Source organism: Actinobacillus minor NM305, assembly GCF_000175195.1.
GTDB classification, from domain to species: Bacteria; Pseudomonadota; Gammaproteobacteria; order Enterobacterales; family Pasteurellaceae; genus Haemophilus_A; species Haemophilus_A minor.
In genome coordinates, this window is sequence record NZ_ACQL01000068.1 from 102,061 (window position 1) to 117,004 (window position 14,944).

The window sequence follows — 14,944 nt, forward strand, 5'->3', positions numbered from 1 at the left end:
CATGATTAGACTTCAACCTCAACAAGTTGCGGATAAACTTGCTTTTATTGAGCATTATATTCAAGCTCAAAATGCGGCGGATGGCTCAAAAATGGATGCTAATGCCAATGTTACCCAAAAAAACATTGCCACTATGGAAAATGAGTTGATGAAAGACTTTTTTGTGCAAATTAACCGTGCCAAAGTCAGTCAAAAAATCCGAGATTTATTCGGCGATGAGCTGGCAACAGAGTATCTCCGCCAAATTGAAGCACACGAAATTTATGTTCACGATGAAACCAGTCTTAAACCTTATTGTGTTTCGGTAACGCTCTACCCATTTTTACGTGATGGTTTAACAAAACTTGGCGGAGAATCCAAAGCGCCGAAACATCTCGCTTCTTTTTGTGGTTCTTTTGTGAATTTAGTGTTTGCGATTAGCTCGCAATTTGCCGGCGCGGTTGCTACCGTTGAATTCTTAACCTATTTTGACTACTTTGCCCGTAAAGATTTTGGCGAAAATTATTTAGAAACGCACCGCTTCGAAATCGAAAATCATCTACAACAAGTAGTGTACTCGATTAACCAGCCAGCGGCCGCTCGTGGTTATCAAAGCGTGTTTTGGAATATCTCGGTATATGATAAGCACTACTTTGAAGCGATGTTTGGTAATTTTATGTTCCCTGATTTTGAACGCCCAAATTGGGAAACGACCGCAAAACTCCAGCGCTTTTTTATGAAATGGTTTAATCAAGAACGAACTAAAGCCATTCTCACATTCCCCGTGGTTACTGCCGCAATGCTGACTGAAAACGGGCAATGTAAAGATAGTGAATTTGCCGATCAAATGGCGGAAGAACTTTCGCAAGGTAATGCTTTTTTCATTTATCAATCCGATAATCCGGACTCTTTAGCTTCTTGTTGCCGATTACGTAACGAAATTTCCGATCACACCTTTTCTTACTCTTTAGGGGCTGGCGGTGTGGCAACGGGTTCAATTAATGTCATCACCCTTAATATGAACCGTTTAGTGCAAGATAAACGTGATTTAGCCGCAGAAGTAAGCAAAATTCATCAATATCAATATGCTTATCGTAAATTGATGGAAGAGTATCTCGCTGCAGGTATGTTGCCGGTTTATGACGCTGGCTTTATCTCATTGGATAAACAATTTTTAACCATTGGTATTAACGGTATGGCAGAAGCGGCGGAGTCGCAAGGTTTAACGGTTGGTTATAATCCGGATTATATTGAGTTTGTCCAAAGCCGTTTAAAAGTGATTTTTGAACTAAATCAGCAAGCCTCAAAAAAATACGGCATTAAATTTAATACCGAGTTTGTACCGGCAGAAAATTTGGGGGTAAAAAACGCCAAATGGGATAAAGAAGATGGCTATTTCGTCCCACGGGAGTGCTACAACTCTTACTTTTATCTGGTTGAAGACGAAAAAACGAATACGCTAGACAAATTCTTACTACACGGCAAAACGCTTATTGAATGGCTAGATGGTGGCTCGGCGCTACATCTGAATTTAGATGAAGCATTAAGCCAGACTGGCTACCGCTCACTTTTAGATATTGCGGCAAAAACGGGTTGTAATTATTTTTGTATTAACGTCAAAATTACTATCTGTAATCAGTGTAACCATATTGATAAACGCACGCTTTGCCATTGCGCTAAATGTGGCTCGCAAGATATTGATTATGGTACGCGCGTTATTGGCTATTTAAAACGGGTTTCTTCGTTTAGCTCAGCACGCCAAAAAGAACATCATCTGCGCTTTTATCACCGCCAAGCAGCTTAGGTAATTAGGTTATCTTTTTTATATTATGTAACAAACCTTTAATTTAATAAAACAGCATAGTAGAGACGCCACGCTGGCGTCCCTACTATTTCTTTTGCAGAAAAAATAGCACTAATGCCCAACAATCTCTAAAAAATCTTGTTCAGAAAGCACCTTAACGCCAAGTTCTTGCGCCTTAGCTAGTTTTGAGCCTGCCTTCTCGCCGGCAATCAAATAATCTGTTTTACTCGAAACCGAGCCGGAGACTTTACAACCTAGCCCTTGCAATAGTGCTTTTGCCTGATCTCGGGTTAGCACGCTTAATGTACCGGTTAAAACCACATTTTTATCTTTTAGCGGGTTATCAGCAATCTCCACTTGCTCAATGTTCTGCCAAACTACCCCTTGTTGAATGAGATCTTCGACTACCTCAACATTGTGCGGTTCTTGCCAGAAGCGAACGATACGATTTGCGACCACCTCTCCCACATCTTGAACCTCTTGCAACTGTTCAAAAGTTGCTGTGCGGATGGCTTCTAATGAACCAAAATGGTTTGCTAAGTTTAGGGCTGTTGCTTCTCCCACATCACGAATACCAAGCGCAAATAAAAAACGAGGAAGCGTGGTATTTTTCGCTTTTTCGATGCTGTTTAACGCATTTTGTGCTGATTTCTCCCCCATGCGCTCTAAGCGCATTAAAGTGACTTGATCAAGTTTAAACAGATCCGCAGGGGTATGAACTAGTTCACGCTCCATCAGCTGTTCAATCAGTTTTTCTCCCACGCCGTCAATATCCATCGCTTTGCGAGAAACAAAGTGCTTTAATGCCTCTTTACGTTGAGCTTCGCAAAATAAGCCACCGGTACAACGTGCGACAGCTTCGCCTTCAACCCGTACTACCGCAGAACCACAGATAGGGCAAGCGGTCGGAAAAGTAATTTTTTTTGCATTTTCCGGACGGCGCTCTGCCACAATGCCAATAATTTGTGGAATAACATCACCGGCACGGCGAATAATCACGGTATCGCCAATCGCAATCCCTAAACGTTCGATTTCATCGCCATTATGCAAAGTCGCATTACTTACCGTAACTCCAGCCACAAATACCGGCTCTAATTTTGCGACAGGCGTAATTGCTCCTGTTCGCCCCACTTGGAATTCAACATCATTTAAAACAGTCATCTCTTCTTGAGCTGGGAATTTGTAAGCAATTGCCCAACGTGGAGAACGAGAAATAAAGCCGAGCTGTTCTTGTAAAGCAATATCATTGACTTTCAATACCGTGCCATCAATGTCATAGCCCAACGTTGGACGTTTGGTCTGAATATCCGCATAGAATTTCAACAAATTTTCTCGCCCTTTCTCTAAGCGAATTTCATTGTTTACCGGAATGCCTAACGACTTCAACCATTGCAGGCGTTCAAAATGAGTATTTGGTAATTCATCATCAGAATCATAAATGCCAATACTATACGCATTTAACATCAACGGGCGTTGTGCCGTAATTTTCGGATCTAACTGACGTAGCGAACCTGCCGCCGCATTACGAGGATTCGCAAAGGTTTTCTCGCCTTTTTCTAACGCTTTTTGGTTTAACGCCTCAAAACCTTTTTGTGGCATAAAGACTTCGCCACGTACCTCTAAACGAAGTGGTGGGTTATCTGTTTTTAGTCTTAGCGGAATGTTGCGAATGGTTCGAATATTGGCGGTAATATCTTCGCCTGTTGTGCCATCGCCTCGAGTCGCTGCCTGCGTTAAAACCCCGTTTACATATAAAATACTGACCGCCAAACCGTCTAATTTCGGTTCACAACAAAAATCTAATGAGCTTGGTGTAACGCTAATATAGCTTTCCATTCGGCGCAAAAATCCATCGAGATCTTCATCTGAAAAGGCATTATCTAACGACAGCATCGGCAATTCGTGAGTCACTTGGCTAAAGCCATCTAATGGTTTTGCCCCGACTCGTTGCGTAGGCGAATCCGGTGTAATCAACTCTGGGTGTTGCCATTCTAAATTTTTCAGCTCATTCATCAAGCGGTCGTATTCCGCATCCGGCACGAGGGGATTATCCAGCACGTGGTAATGATATTCGTATTCTCGGAGTTTATTGCGTAATGTTTCAATCTCTGAAAGAGATATTGTTGTATCAGTTTGGGAAAATAGCGGCATAGTAAAATTCTCGATAAAAAAGACCGCTTACAAGCGGTCAATTTTGGTTTGTTTTTTGCAAATTAACGAAGGCGATTTAAATACTCTAAACGTGAATTTTCATCAAAAATTTCACGGCGATCATTTAACACAAACCCACCTAAAGATTGTGCCAAACGTTCTGCACTTTGCAACATCAATTTCAGATTTGCCACATCATTTCCTTCTGATGGTAAATGCATAAACATCACTAAACCGATAGTCGAAAAACGATCCATTTTTTCTAAGTCGAATACGCCCGGTTGCATCATATTTGCTACACTAAAAATAACCGGCGTGGTGTTATTACCAATATGTTGATGGCGGTGGAAAATTTGATATTCGCCATATTGGAAACCTAATCCTTCCAAACATTGCGCTAAATAGTTGCCATAGAACACTTGCCCTTCTGCGGCAACAACATAAAGCATCATCATATTTGCTGGTGTTTCTACTGCTGGTTGAGCAGCCGGTTCTTCCGTTCTCACATTCATTGACTCTGGTGGTTGCGTAGTTTCAACAAATGCAGGCGTATTTTGCTGACTATAAACAGATGTAGAAGATTGTACTTGTTCTTGATAAGGCGACACCTGAGGTTCTAATTGCGCCGTTTCTTCGCCTGGGAGTTTGATTTTAATATTATTCAATGAACTTTCGACATCTTGTTGAATCTCAGCAGATGTATTCACTTCCACATCAGGCTGTGAAACATAATTTTGATCGTGATAACTTTGTGGATCAAGCGTTTTAGGCACTTCAGTTTGAGCAGCCGATTGAATTGGCGTTGAAGGAGGGCGCGTTGAAAAAGTATTTGTGAAAACACGTGATTTCTCACGGCGATGTGACCAAATACTAAAACCGACCATTGCGGCAATAAGCAATCCTGCTAGAATATAAAAAAGAATATTAATCTCCATGGTGTCCTCTTGGCTTGCAATTATCTACAAAATTTAATGTTCGCTATTTGCGAAAATGGTTTGCATAGCTTACCATATTTCTTGTGAAATTTTGAGTGTTTAAGGATCTTTATGTCATCTCCCTTTTCAGAACCCCAAAATCAAATGGGATTAGGCTTCCATTATTTTATTTACGGCTGGCGTTTATTATTACAACGTCAATTTATGCCCTTTGTGATTTTTCCTATCATCATTAACACAGTGTTAATGATTGGTTTAGTTTGGGCATTTTTTGCCAATATTACAGGTTGGCTCGATATGCTTCTTCCCTCTTGGTTGGAATGGCTCTCTTTTGTTTTAATTCCACTTATATTTCTTTTACTGCTTGTGGGTTTTTATTTTGCCTTTACCACATTAGCAAACTTTGTCGCCGCCCCCTTTAATGCATTATTAGCCGAAAAAGTAGAATTACAACTGACCAATCAACCACTTGGCGCCACCTCATTTACCGGTATGCTAAAAGACGTACCGAGAATGTTAAAACGTGAATGGCAAAAAATGATGTATAGCGTTCCACGCCTTATCGCTATTTTCTTATTAGGATTTGTTCCGGTATTAGGGCAAACCATCGTGCCAGTCATTGCTTTTATTTTTAGTGCGTGGATGATTGCGATTCAATACTGCGACTATCCTTTTGATAACCACAAAATTAGCTTTCAGCGAATGCGTAATGCGCTGGAACAAAACAAAGTGATGAATTACACCTTTGGTTCATTAGTGAGTTTGTTTACCATGATACCTTTTGTAAATTTAGTGGTAATGCCGGTTGCAGTGTGTGGCGCAACAGCTATGTGGATTAATGAATATCGTGATTTCTTTTTAGAAAATCAGCATGGCGAATTTAGTAAAGCGGATTACACCTTCAAAAAAACGAAAGGGACATCGGTAAGTACCGAAACACGCACGGGAAATGTGGTAAAAAAATAGAAAAGCATATCAGACCGTTGAAACCCTATACGAGCCGTATAGGGTTACTTAATCTGAGCCGCTCTGCGGCTCTTCCTTTCAGCCCCAGCGGGGCTGGGCTTAATGAACCTAGCACGGCTCGTGCTAGGTTATTGCTCAAATATAACCTTTATCAGCAATCTGGCATATGTTTTTATTTTTCCTCCCTCTATTTACGGAGGGAGGTACCAATAGCAGAGGGAGGGAAAACTTACCTCCCCTGTTTCCACTTCACAATTCTCTCAATTAAAGCAACCAACTCACTGCGCTCACCATCTTCCAAATGATGAAATAATAATTCTAATTTACGAGCCTGATCGATTGAACGGTTACTACTCTCCGTTAATAAATCCGCCACCTCACAACCAAAAATTTCAGAAAGCTCTAACAGCCTCAACACAGACGGCACGCTTTTGCCTCTTTCCATACGAGAAACCGCATCATTACTAATGCCTAAAATTTCGGCTAATTGTGCTTGTGTTAGCCCAACGGCTTGTCGATATTTTGAAATCGCTCGCCCAATGCTTTGTACTAATTGTTCTGTTTTGTCCGACACCCAATCCCCCTTTTATGATGTAAGGAAATGATAGGCGCTAACATTCTTTGATAAATAGCAAATGACATCCAATCTAGACTTGAAAAGCCTAATAAAAACAAATAACATACTAAAATTCACTTTTTAGGCGTTTTTCTAGTATTAAACAACCAAAATGAAAAAATATTTTACTTTTTCTATTATCATGACACGACCTGTCGCACAACATTGCTAAACTTCATACCAACAAATGAGATAGGATATTCATCATGAGAAAAAGTAATATATTAGCCCAGCGCTTAAGTGAGATTTTAGTTCTCCTAAATCAAGGTAAACGCCTTGATACCCATCAATTAGCTGAAGAATTTGAAGTAAACCTTCGCACCATTCAACGCGATATTCGAGATCGCTTTGCTTATCTCGACTGGGAAGAATTCGGGCCTCGCTATTACAAATTAAACACCCAAAAGCTAGGCTTTTTAGATAAAGAAGATATTGAACGCTTTGCTCGTTTTGCCAGCGTAGCGGATTTATTCCCTAAAGTGGATCAAACCTTTTATCAAGAAAAATTAACCGAAAGTGTGAAAGTTAAAGGCTTTCAATATGAAGATATCCGCCATCTTGAAAACGAATTCCGCTTACTGAAACAAGCGATAGAAGAGCGCCAATTTGTGAGCTTTCTGTATAAAAAAAGCGGTCAAAATGACGGAAAATTTTACAAAATTGCCCCTTACAGCCTAATCAACAAAAATGGCATTTGGTACTTAATTGGCACAGACGCAGACAAACAAAAAACCTTCTGTTTTACTCAAATTTCAATGGCAACCAAGCTAGAAGAAACCTTCGAGCCAAACCAACAGCTACAAGAAGAGATCAAAAGTAATGACAGCATTTCTTTTGGCAATCAGCTTAGTGAAGTATTGGTCAAAGTCTCCAGCTTTGCCGCCCCTTACTTCCTTCGCCGAAATTTACTGCCTAATCAAAAACTGGTGCATAAATCGGAAAACGGCGAACTTATTTTAGCAAGCGAAAACGTAAACGAACTCGACATCGTACCGCTTGTGCAGTATTGGATTCCCCATTTAACCATCATCAGCCCTGATGGGTTGCAGGAAAAAATGGTGGAGAAGTTAAGACAATATATTGCGAATGATTAGGGGGAAATATGAAAAAAATTGATATTAGCGCGCCATTTTCGACCATTAAAGAATTAATTAATGAACGTCAAAGTTTTGAAATCTGTGGCATTGAAACAGGTAATTTATTCGCCTTTAGTCAAGAACTTGAAAAATATATCGAAAGTTTAAATTTGAAATGCCGCCTTTACACCAAAAACCGCTTAGCCACAGGCTTATCTGCGGTATTAAATCCCCGTTGGGGCATTTTATCCCTTGCAGCGATTGCGGCACATAATTTACTGACCTTAAACCCAGACTGTGAAATCTATCGGGATCTTGCAAATAAAAGGGTTGGGGTGGTTTGGAAGAAATGGAGTAAAAAATGAAAAAAGACGATTTTAAAGAATATATGGTGGCTGCAGGTTCACAGGAACTTGTGAGCCGTTATGGAAGTGCTGGTGCTGAGTTTCTAAAAGGGCTTAGGGGTATTGATTATGAAACAGGGATTAAATTTGACCGTAGTTTGACGGATATTGGTAACTACAAAATTAATCCTAATGATGTTGAAAAGACTGTTAAACAACAAGCAGGTTTTTCTGCGGAAGTCGCTCACGTTTCTAGAAAGAATGCGGAAGCAATTATTAATAAAACAGGTTCAACATTTTCTCGCAGTGAGGACATAGCTGAATTTGGGAAAAATCATAATGTAGTTGATATTGTGGAAATTACTGCCTCTGGAGAACAGATTACATCTCAGATGAAATTTGTAACTGATCCTGAATCATTACTTAGGAAAATAGCAGAGGGTAATGGGGGAGGAAAAAATGATTTATCCCGTTATATGAATGTTGACCGACTTGATTTACCTACTGAGCAAGTTGAAAAAGCAAAAGAATATTGCCGTAGAAGAGCCAATGAATTACGAAAAAATGCAGAAGCAGCTGCTAAAGCAGGGAAAACAGATGTTGCTGAAAAGTTAAACAAAGCAGCTGATAATTATGAAAAATTATCCACAAAAATTAGTGATTCAGGGATTTCAACAGAAGAAGCAATTAAATATCGACTTAATCCAAAATGGGAAACAGCAAAAGATATTGCAAAAGTAAGCCATAGAGCAGGTATTGAAGGAGCGAAATTTGGTGCAGCGATTGGGGGAAGTATTTCTCTAATTACTAATATGATTGCAGTGAGGTCTGGCAATAAAGAATTTGCTGATGCTCTTTTTGATACAACAAAAGATACACTGAAATCGGCAGGCGTTGGTTATGGGACTGCATTTGCTGGATCAGCAATCAAAGGTGTAATGCAGCAGTCATCAAAGGCGGCTATACGCAATTTATCAAAAACAGGACTTCCTGCAATGATTGTTTCAACTTGTATTTCTACAGGAAAATCAATTAAACGATATGCTAAAGGAGAAATTAATGAAACAGAATTATTTAGAGAGATTGGAGGTGTTGTAAATAACACACTATCTATAGCGACTTTTTCAATGATTGGGCAAATTGCAATACCTATTCCTGTGTTAGGCAGTTTAATTGGGGGAATGGTTGGTTATACATTAACAAATAATTTTTATCATAGTTTTTTAGATTCGCTTGATGAAGTAAAAGCTTCTGAAGAACGGTATCACTATATAGAAATGTGTTGTTTAAGGGCAAGAGCTACAATGCGTGGATATAGGTATTACTTAGATAATTTATTTGCTAATAAACTTTCTGAGTTAAGAATAGAATCAGAGAAACTATTTAATTCATTAGAAAATCAAAATACTAATATTGATGAATTTTGTCAAAACATCAATCAATTTGCTGATGTTCTTGGTAAAAAACTACCATTCAATAATATTGATGAGTTTAATGATTTTATGTTATCTGATAGTACGTTAAAAATTTGATAGGAGCATTCTATGTTTTTAAATAAATTAAGTAATAATGGAGTTAAAGAGTTATTTTTAGAATTGGCTGTTTTAGTTGCAATCTCTGAAAATGAAAAAGTAAATAGAAAAGATAATGGTTATAAACTTATGTTTTCTAATTATTTAAGCGATTATGAAATTGACTTACTATTTCAGTATGCTGAAGAAATGGGTAAAAAAGATTATTTGCTTGGATTATTAAATGATGAGAAAACCTATTTATCACGTACTGTTGAGGTTCCTTCTAAACTTGGAGGTGTAGCTCCAATTGTTGCTGCTACTGGTTTATTAGGTTTAGCTGCAGCCGCTGCTGTAAGTAAAACTAAAAAAACTGAAGAGGTTAAGTTCCCTGTAAGTACAGATTTCTCTCGTTGTCTTTCTGATGTTTTATCAGAAGTATATCAAGATAAAAAGAATGATAAAGGAATCGAAAAAGAACTCTTAAGTAGAATATCTGAAAAAGGATTGAATATATTTGAGTTAGAAAAAGATGCTCTATTATTAGAAATAGCTAATATTCCGTCAGTAAAAGAGGAAATTATTAAAAAAACAGCTGTAAGATTGATATATATGAAAAAAAGTGGCGAACATCCTTTTATGGCAAGAGCACACCTAGCTGTGGGAATATCTCCATTTATAAAACATACCCCTATTGAGATTAATGAAAGAGATAAGAAAATTATTTTATTTGAATTGATATTTATAGCTTATGTAAATGGAAATTTTAACTCATTTAAAAAAGAGTTAATTGAGAGTATTGCGATGAATTTACAGCTAGATATGGAATACATTCCAGAATTTATTGATGTTGTATCTGGAATTTCTTCGTGTTTCAGAGAAGCTAATCAACTGATTTCAGAATAAATAGATAGGGAGTTTTAGATGAGCCTATTACAAAAACATAGTCGCAGTGAAAAAGAGCTTGCTCTTGAACTAGCTGTACTGATATCCATAGCAGACAATGAATTGAATTATTATTCAAATAATGGGACAAAATTATATTTTGATCATTATTTTAATGCAAATAAGAGAAATGTCTTAAACTTATATTTAGAAGAGTTGGATATTGAAAGGAAAAATTTAGATAAGATACTAAATTCTTATGATAATAATTTATCTCAATCTATAACTAGAGCGGTTGATATTGTTTTTTCTAAATATAGAGATGATAGAAACATTCAGAAAGAAACTCTAAAGTTAATGGAAAAATTAGATATAAGTATTATTAATGCTAGTACTGCTGCTATTAATAAATGTATGAGTTACATACCTATGATAAAAGAAGAAATCTTATATATGGCTTTACAAGGCATTTTAGATAAAAGAAATCTTAAGTTATCAGGAAAAGATAAGAAAATATTCTTATTTGAGCTAATTTACTTAGCTTTATTATATGGAAATTATGAGTCTATTATTTTTATTTTAAGGAAGTTATGTAATTTATTCTCTATTGATTTTGAATATGTTGATGAGTTTAAAGATATGGCGAAAGAGTATTGTTTTGCTAGAAATAAGCTAAATTCAATCAATGAAAATATAAGAGAGTTAATTGAAGAATAAGTTTTTAGCAATCAATAAATCTAATCTATTATATAGGAGTAATTAAAATGGTATTACCAGTAATTCCAATTGCAATCGGTATGGGCGTCTCTGCTCTTTGGGGAGTATATAAGGGTGGAAAAGCAGTAAAAGATAATAGTGAAGCAAAAGATATTAATGCTTCTGCTCAAGAAATTATTAATTCTGCAAATAAATCTTTAGAAGCTTCTAGAGAAATTTGTGAACAAGCATTAGAAGAATTAGGGCAGAAAAAATATGATGCTCTAACAAAGAATATTCATTCATTTATTAATGTATTTGGTCGAATTAAAAATGTTGAGTTATCTCAAGATCAAAGTTTAGAAGAACTAAAAATTGCTGAATTTAGCAATGAAGTATTAGAAGAGTTGAAGAAGGAAATTTCTTTTTTCACGAGTTCTTCTCTCGGTGTTCTCGGTGGTTCTGCTGCTGGTGCTATGGCTGCATTTGGGGCTTATAGTGGAACAATGGCTTTTGCAGCGGCAGGTACAGGAACAGCTATTAGTACATTAAGTGGAGCAGCAGCAACAAATGCGACATTAGCTTGGTTGGGGGGAGGTACGATTGCTAGTGGTGGATTCGGTATGGCAGGTGGTGCAATGATATTAAATGTGATTACTATTGCACCAGCTTTAGCTATTGCTGGTTGGTATATGGGAAATCAAGCCGCTAAACAATTAAATGATGCTAAATCAAATAAAGAGTTGGCATTGAAATATGAGGAAGATTCTCGCACTACAGTAACTTTTACAGATGGTATTGCAGAAATTGCAGTTAATTCTATCGAGGTATTATCTCTATTGCGTAAGGCTTCTCGCAGAAGTACTAAAGCATTAGAGAATATTACTTTAGAAAAAGGATTTGATTATCAACAATATGAACAATCAGATAAAGAAGTTGTGTTAAGAAGCTTGAAATTAGTCCAATTATTAAAAGCAGTAATTGATACGCCGATTCTTAATGAAAAAGGCGAATTATTAGGTGATGCAAGCTCTAATATTAATGATATTAAGAAAGTTGCATTAAGTATGTAATAAAAAATGAGGTAGTTTAAAATGGGATTTTTCGATTTTTTAGGAAAAGTTGGTAAAAGTATCAATGATTCAATGCAATCAGCTATGGAGGATAAGATCATTGATCTATGGCAACGACTTAAAAACTCTGATGAAGATAGAATTGCATCATATCTCAATTCTAAAGAAAGAATAACAAATTTAGATTGTACAGCTATTTTAGCTATTTATTATCGACATCAAAGGTATGGTGTAGATTCTGTATTAAGCAGGGTAAACCATAATAGTGAAGATATTATTCAGCAAACCTTAAAGTTGTGTGGACATAATATGATCCAACTTTCTAAAAAGAGTCCAATGAGAGAAATTCAGCAAACAGCAGATAAATTCATTGCAGATTATCGTAAAAATACATACTAGTATTTTTATAATGAAGGGATATTTAAGGTTAAATATCCCTTTTTATTTAAAATATAAAGAATAAGGATTAACAAATGAACTTCGAAGAACAACTTGTTAAAGAAGTCGTTGCTCGCATGAGTGAAGAACAAAAATGGGAAACGTTCAAGGCGCTTCAAAAGTTTGATTTTGATGAAATGGATAGAATGTTTGAAGAATATGATAAAAAACTTAGAGATATTGAACAAACACTCAGAAATAGTGAACAGCTCTTGGAAAAGATGAAAGCTGAACATAACTTTAGAACGGTGTAATAGCAAAATAGTCGCTAAAAAAATGGCTTAAAGCCTTATAAGCACAGAACGTTAAACCCTATTTTTGAAATATGAATAAAAAATAGACTACTTTGCCAAAGCCTGAAAACAAAGAAATATGGTATGCAAAATAATACTCAACGTTATTTTTGTAGTGAATGTCATAAAATATTTATCTTAAAAAATAAATTAGATACAAATTAAGATTTGGACTGATGTACATAGGGTAAACAAACCCATCAATAACTTTCCGTTAAATATCATTGTTCAATTAGAACGATTCAAAGATATATTGATAAAGTGCTTAAAATACCTTTGAATCCACCTTTCACTATAAAGTGATTTCCCCCAATGGTAAAAAATAACCGCTTGTTTGTGTTTTACATTTGTTTTACACTATGCTTAAACATAGGGGGAACAATGTCAAACTTAAATATTCGTATTGATGAAGTGGTAAAACAACAAGCATTTGAAGCTTTTGATAACTTAGGGATCAGCCCGTCAGATGCCATACGATCATTCTTAGCGTATGTAGCGGAAACAGGTAGAATGCCAATCAAACAAATTATCGTATCTGACGAAGATGTGGAATTGTATGAGCTTGTTAAAAAGCGTTTGAATGAACCTGAAAAAATCAAAAATACAACCCTTGATGAATTATTCTCGTAGGTTGTTGTATGGTCTATTCAATTAAGGTTCACGATGATTTTGTTGAAGAGTTGAATAAACTTGATACGGCAATTAAAACACAGTTGCGTAAAAAACTCGACAAAGTGGTTGAAAATCCGCATATTCCAAAGAACCGACTTGCAGGCGGATTGCATAATTGTTATAAGATCAAACTCAAACGATCAGGTATTCGTTTGGTTTATCAAGTTAATGATGATGAAATCTATATTCTTTTACTAACCGTGGGTAAAAGAGCGGATAATGAAGTTTATGAAACGGCGTTAAAACGATTGTAAATTAATTGGAGCAGTTGTATTGTTGGAACTTGTTCTAGCAAGTAAAATTCATTGCTAACCATCACTTATACCGAGCATAAAATTATGAACAATCTATCAAATACTGAACAACTTCGAACCTACTTCCGTGAACAACGTGATATTCAAAATTTCCCTGATAATTTCCGTTTGCGTATTCATCGTGCTTTAAGTTGGTTAGGCAAAGCAGAAAAATTAGACATATCTAAAGAGTTAGATATGAAATTTATCTGTTTATGGATTGCCTTTAATGCGGCTTATGCAAGGGAATTAGAAGACAATACAGGTAAAGATCGCGCAACCTTTAATGAGTTTTTACTTAGAATCTGTGCCTTTGACAAAGAGCAGGTTATTTATAACTTAGTTTGGAAAAAATTCTCTCAATCTATCCGCTTGTTATTAGACAATAAATATGTCTTTCAGCCATTTTGGGATTTTCATAACGATAAAATTTCAGAAAAAGATTACTTGATGGCAGAAATGAAAGAGCGTGAGCGTTTTTTGTCAGCATTGGAGCAGCAAAAAACAGAGCGGATCTTAGATGTAATGTTTAGCCGTTTATATACGTTACGAAATCAAATTTTGCACGGTGGGGCGACATTTGATAGTCGGGTAAACCGTGAGCAGCTTAAAGATGGTTGTAATATTTTATCTTTACTAATTCCAGCAATGCTTCAAATTATGATGGAAAATCATTCTGAAATTGATTGGGGCAAACCGTTTTATCCGGTGGTAAATGCCTTATAAAAAAAGCACCTCTAAGAGGTGCTTTCTTGATGGAAAAGCTGATATTATAAGCTTTCTGTGAAAGTACGAGTAATTACATCGCGTTGTTGTTCTGGAGTTAATGAGTTAAAACGTACTGCATAACCAGAAACACGAATAGTTAATTGTGGATATTTTTCTGGGTTTTTAACTGCATCTTCTAATGTTTCACGGCGTAATACGTTTACGTTTAAGTGCTGCCCACCTTCAACTTTGATTGTTGGAGCAACATTAACTGGTACTTCACGGTATGAAATTTGACCTAAATCGCTGATTGCAACAACTTCGTCTTCTTTGTAAACGTTACCTTTAGAAGCAATGCAACGAGCTTCGTTTTTTGCTTCGTCTAATAACCAGAAAGAATTTAATAAGTTGCTGTTTGTTGATTCGGTAATTTGTACACCTTTAATCATTTTGAACTCCTAAATAGATGAGATGATTGATTATTAAAAAATTTTAAAATTTCAA

18 protein-coding genes are annotated in these 14,944 nt (G+C 36.4%); 14 read left to right on the top strand and 4 right to left on the bottom strand.

Annotated elements, in window-relative coordinates; all coding sequences use genetic code 11:
• Position 1 precedes the first annotated feature (1 nt).
• Positions 2–1,783, top strand: coding sequence for an anaerobic ribonucleoside-triphosphate reductase (nrdD, locus tag AM305_RS03240; protein WP_005823125.1), 1,782 nt, complete (start codon positions 2–4; stop codon positions 1,781–1,783).
• 111 nt (positions 1,784–1,894) lie between these two features.
• Here the strand turns inward: nrdD and ligA are convergent, their stop codons facing one another.
• Positions 1,895–3,934, bottom strand: a complete 2,040-nt coding sequence (gene ligA, locus AM305_RS03245) for an NAD-dependent DNA ligase LigA (protein WP_005823126.1) — start codon at positions 3,932–3,934, stop codon at positions 1,895–1,897.
• 62 nt (positions 3,935–3,996) lie between these two features.
• A complete protein-coding gene (gene zipA, locus AM305_RS03250; protein WP_005823127.1) occupies positions 3,997–4,869 on the bottom strand; it encodes a cell division protein ZipA in 873 nt (290 codons plus the stop codon).
• A 111-nt stretch (positions 4,870–4,980) separates the two neighbouring features.
• Between zipA and cysZ the strand changes: the two genes are divergently transcribed.
• A complete protein-coding gene (cysZ, locus tag AM305_RS03255; protein ID WP_005823129.1) occupies positions 4,981–5,835 on the top strand; it encodes a sulfate transporter CysZ in 855 nt (284 codons plus the stop codon).
• A gap of 229 nt (positions 5,836–6,064) precedes the next feature.
• Here cysZ and AM305_RS03260 read toward each other — a convergent pair whose 3' ends face one another.
• On the bottom strand, positions 6,065–6,409 hold the full coding sequence (locus AM305_RS03260) for a helix-turn-helix domain-containing protein (RefSeq protein ID WP_005823131.1): 345 nt from the start codon (positions 6,407–6,409) through the stop codon (positions 6,065–6,067).
• Positions 6,410–6,657: 248 nt separating this feature from the next.
• Between AM305_RS03260 and AM305_RS03265 the strand changes: the two genes are divergently transcribed.
• From AM305_RS03265 to AM305_RS03315, 12 genes are all read left to right on the top strand, one after another.
• On the top strand, positions 6,658–7,545 hold the full coding sequence (locus AM305_RS03265) for a helix-turn-helix transcriptional regulator (RefSeq protein WP_005823132.1): 888 nt from the start codon (positions 6,658–6,660) through the stop codon (positions 7,543–7,545).
• Positions 7,546–7,553: 8 nt separating this feature from the next.
• On the top strand, positions 7,554–7,892 hold the full coding sequence (locus AM305_RS03270; protein ID WP_005823134.1) for a hypothetical protein: 339 nt from the start codon (positions 7,554–7,556) through the stop codon (positions 7,890–7,892).
• The gene (locus tag AM305_RS03275; protein ID WP_005823135.1) at positions 7,889–9,403 is read left to right on the top strand and encodes a hypothetical protein; all 1,515 of its coding nucleotides are present in this window, start codon (positions 7,889–7,891) and stop codon (positions 9,401–9,403) included. The genes AM305_RS03270 and AM305_RS03275 overlap by 4 nt, the downstream gene beginning before the upstream one ends.
• 12 nt (positions 9,404–9,415) lie before the next feature.
• The gene (locus AM305_RS03280) at positions 9,416–10,288 is read left to right on the top strand and encodes a hypothetical protein (protein WP_005823137.1); all 873 of its coding nucleotides are present in this window, start codon (positions 9,416–9,418) and stop codon (positions 10,286–10,288) included.
• An 18-nt stretch (positions 10,289–10,306) separates the two neighbouring features.
• Positions 10,307–10,984, top strand: coding sequence for a hypothetical protein (locus tag AM305_RS03285; protein ID WP_005823138.1), 678 nt, complete (start codon positions 10,307–10,309; stop codon positions 10,982–10,984).
• Between the two features lie 47 nt (positions 10,985–11,031).
• A complete protein-coding gene (locus AM305_RS03290) occupies positions 11,032–12,036 on the top strand; it encodes a hypothetical protein (RefSeq protein WP_005823139.1) in 1,005 nt (334 codons plus the stop codon).
• A 21-nt stretch (positions 12,037–12,057) separates the two neighbouring features.
• Positions 12,058–12,435: a hypothetical protein gene (locus AM305_RS03295; RefSeq protein WP_005823141.1), complete on the top strand. Its 378-nt coding sequence runs from the start codon at positions 12,058–12,060 to the stop codon at positions 12,433–12,435.
• Positions 12,436–12,509: 74 nt separating this feature from the next.
• The gene (locus AM305_RS03300) at positions 12,510–12,728 is read left to right on the top strand and encodes a hypothetical protein (protein ID WP_005823143.1); all 219 of its coding nucleotides are present in this window, start codon (positions 12,510–12,512) and stop codon (positions 12,726–12,728) included.
• A gap of 123 nt (positions 12,729–12,851) precedes the next feature.
• On the top strand, positions 12,852–12,932 hold the full coding sequence (locus AM305_RS12940; RefSeq protein WP_420196303.1) for a hypothetical protein: 81 nt from the start codon (positions 12,852–12,854) through the stop codon (positions 12,930–12,932).
• 216 nt (positions 12,933–13,148) lie between these two features.
• The gene (locus tag AM305_RS03305) at positions 13,149–13,397 is read left to right on the top strand and encodes a type II toxin-antitoxin system RelB/DinJ family antitoxin (RefSeq protein ID WP_005823145.1); all 249 of its coding nucleotides are present in this window, start codon (positions 13,149–13,151) and stop codon (positions 13,395–13,397) included.
• An 8-nt stretch (positions 13,398–13,405) separates the two neighbouring features.
• Positions 13,406–13,693: a type II toxin-antitoxin system RelE family toxin gene (locus AM305_RS03310; RefSeq protein WP_005823146.1), complete on the top strand. Its 288-nt coding sequence runs from the start codon at positions 13,406–13,408 to the stop codon at positions 13,691–13,693.
• Between the two features lie 84 nt (positions 13,694–13,777).
• Positions 13,778–14,458 (top strand): HEPN domain-containing protein, encoded by a 681-nt coding sequence (locus AM305_RS03315; RefSeq protein WP_005823147.1) that lies wholly within the window; start codon positions 13,778–13,780, stop codon positions 14,456–14,458.
• A 44-nt stretch (positions 14,459–14,502) separates the two neighbouring features.
• Here the strand turns inward: AM305_RS03315 and grcA are convergent, their stop codons facing one another.
• The gene (gene grcA / locus AM305_RS03320; RefSeq protein WP_005823148.1) at positions 14,503–14,889 is read right to left on the bottom strand and encodes an autonomous glycyl radical cofactor GrcA; all 387 of its coding nucleotides are present in this window, start codon (positions 14,887–14,889) and stop codon (positions 14,503–14,505) included.
• Positions 14,890–14,944: the final 55 nt, after the last annotated feature.

Coding starts and splice junctions, on each gene's coding strand:
- AM305_RS03310 (WP_005823146.1), top strand. CDS start 13,406: ATGGTCTATTCAATTAAGGTTCACGATGATTTTGTTGAAGAGTTGAAT.
- AM305_RS03315 (WP_005823147.1), top strand. CDS start 13,778: ATGAACAATCTATCAAATACTGAACAACTTCGAACCTACTTCCGTGAA.
- AM305_RS03265 (WP_005823132.1), top strand. CDS start 6,658: ATGAGAAAAAGTAATATATTAGCCCAGCGCTTAAGTGAGATTTTAGTT.
- zipA (WP_005823127.1), bottom strand. CDS start 4,869: ATGGAGATTAATATTCTTTTTTATATTCTAGCAGGATTGCTTATTGCC.
- AM305_RS03300 (WP_005823143.1), top strand. CDS start 12,510: ATGAACTTCGAAGAACAACTTGTTAAAGAAGTCGTTGCTCGCATGAGT.
- AM305_RS03305 (WP_005823145.1), top strand. CDS start 13,149: ATGTCAAACTTAAATATTCGTATTGATGAAGTGGTAAAACAACAAGCA.
- AM305_RS03290 (WP_005823139.1), top strand. CDS start 11,032: ATGGTATTACCAGTAATTCCAATTGCAATCGGTATGGGCGTCTCTGCT.
- grcA (WP_005823148.1), bottom strand. CDS start 14,889: ATGATTAAAGGTGTACAAATTACCGAATCAACAAACAGCAACTTATTA.
- AM305_RS03270 (WP_005823134.1), top strand. CDS start 7,554: ATGAAAAAAATTGATATTAGCGCGCCATTTTCGACCATTAAAGAATTA.
- AM305_RS03285 (WP_005823138.1), top strand. CDS start 10,307: ATGAGCCTATTACAAAAACATAGTCGCAGTGAAAAAGAGCTTGCTCTT.
- ligA (WP_005823126.1), bottom strand. CDS start 3,934: ATGCCGCTATTTTCCCAAACTGATACAACAATATCTCTTTCAGAGATT.
- AM305_RS03275 (WP_005823135.1), top strand. CDS start 7,889: ATGAAAAAAGACGATTTTAAAGAATATATGGTGGCTGCAGGTTCACAG.
- cysZ (WP_005823129.1), top strand. CDS start 4,981: ATGTCATCTCCCTTTTCAGAACCCCAAAATCAAATGGGATTAGGCTTC.
- nrdD (WP_005823125.1), top strand. CDS start 2: ATGATTAGACTTCAACCTCAACAAGTTGCGGATAAACTTGCTTTTATT.
- AM305_RS03280 (WP_005823137.1), top strand. CDS start 9,416: ATGTTTTTAAATAAATTAAGTAATAATGGAGTTAAAGAGTTATTTTTA.
- AM305_RS03295 (WP_005823141.1), top strand. CDS start 12,058: ATGGGATTTTTCGATTTTTTAGGAAAAGTTGGTAAAAGTATCAATGAT.
- AM305_RS12940 (WP_420196303.1), top strand. CDS start 12,852: ATGCAAAATAATACTCAACGTTATTTTTGTAGTGAATGTCATAAAATA.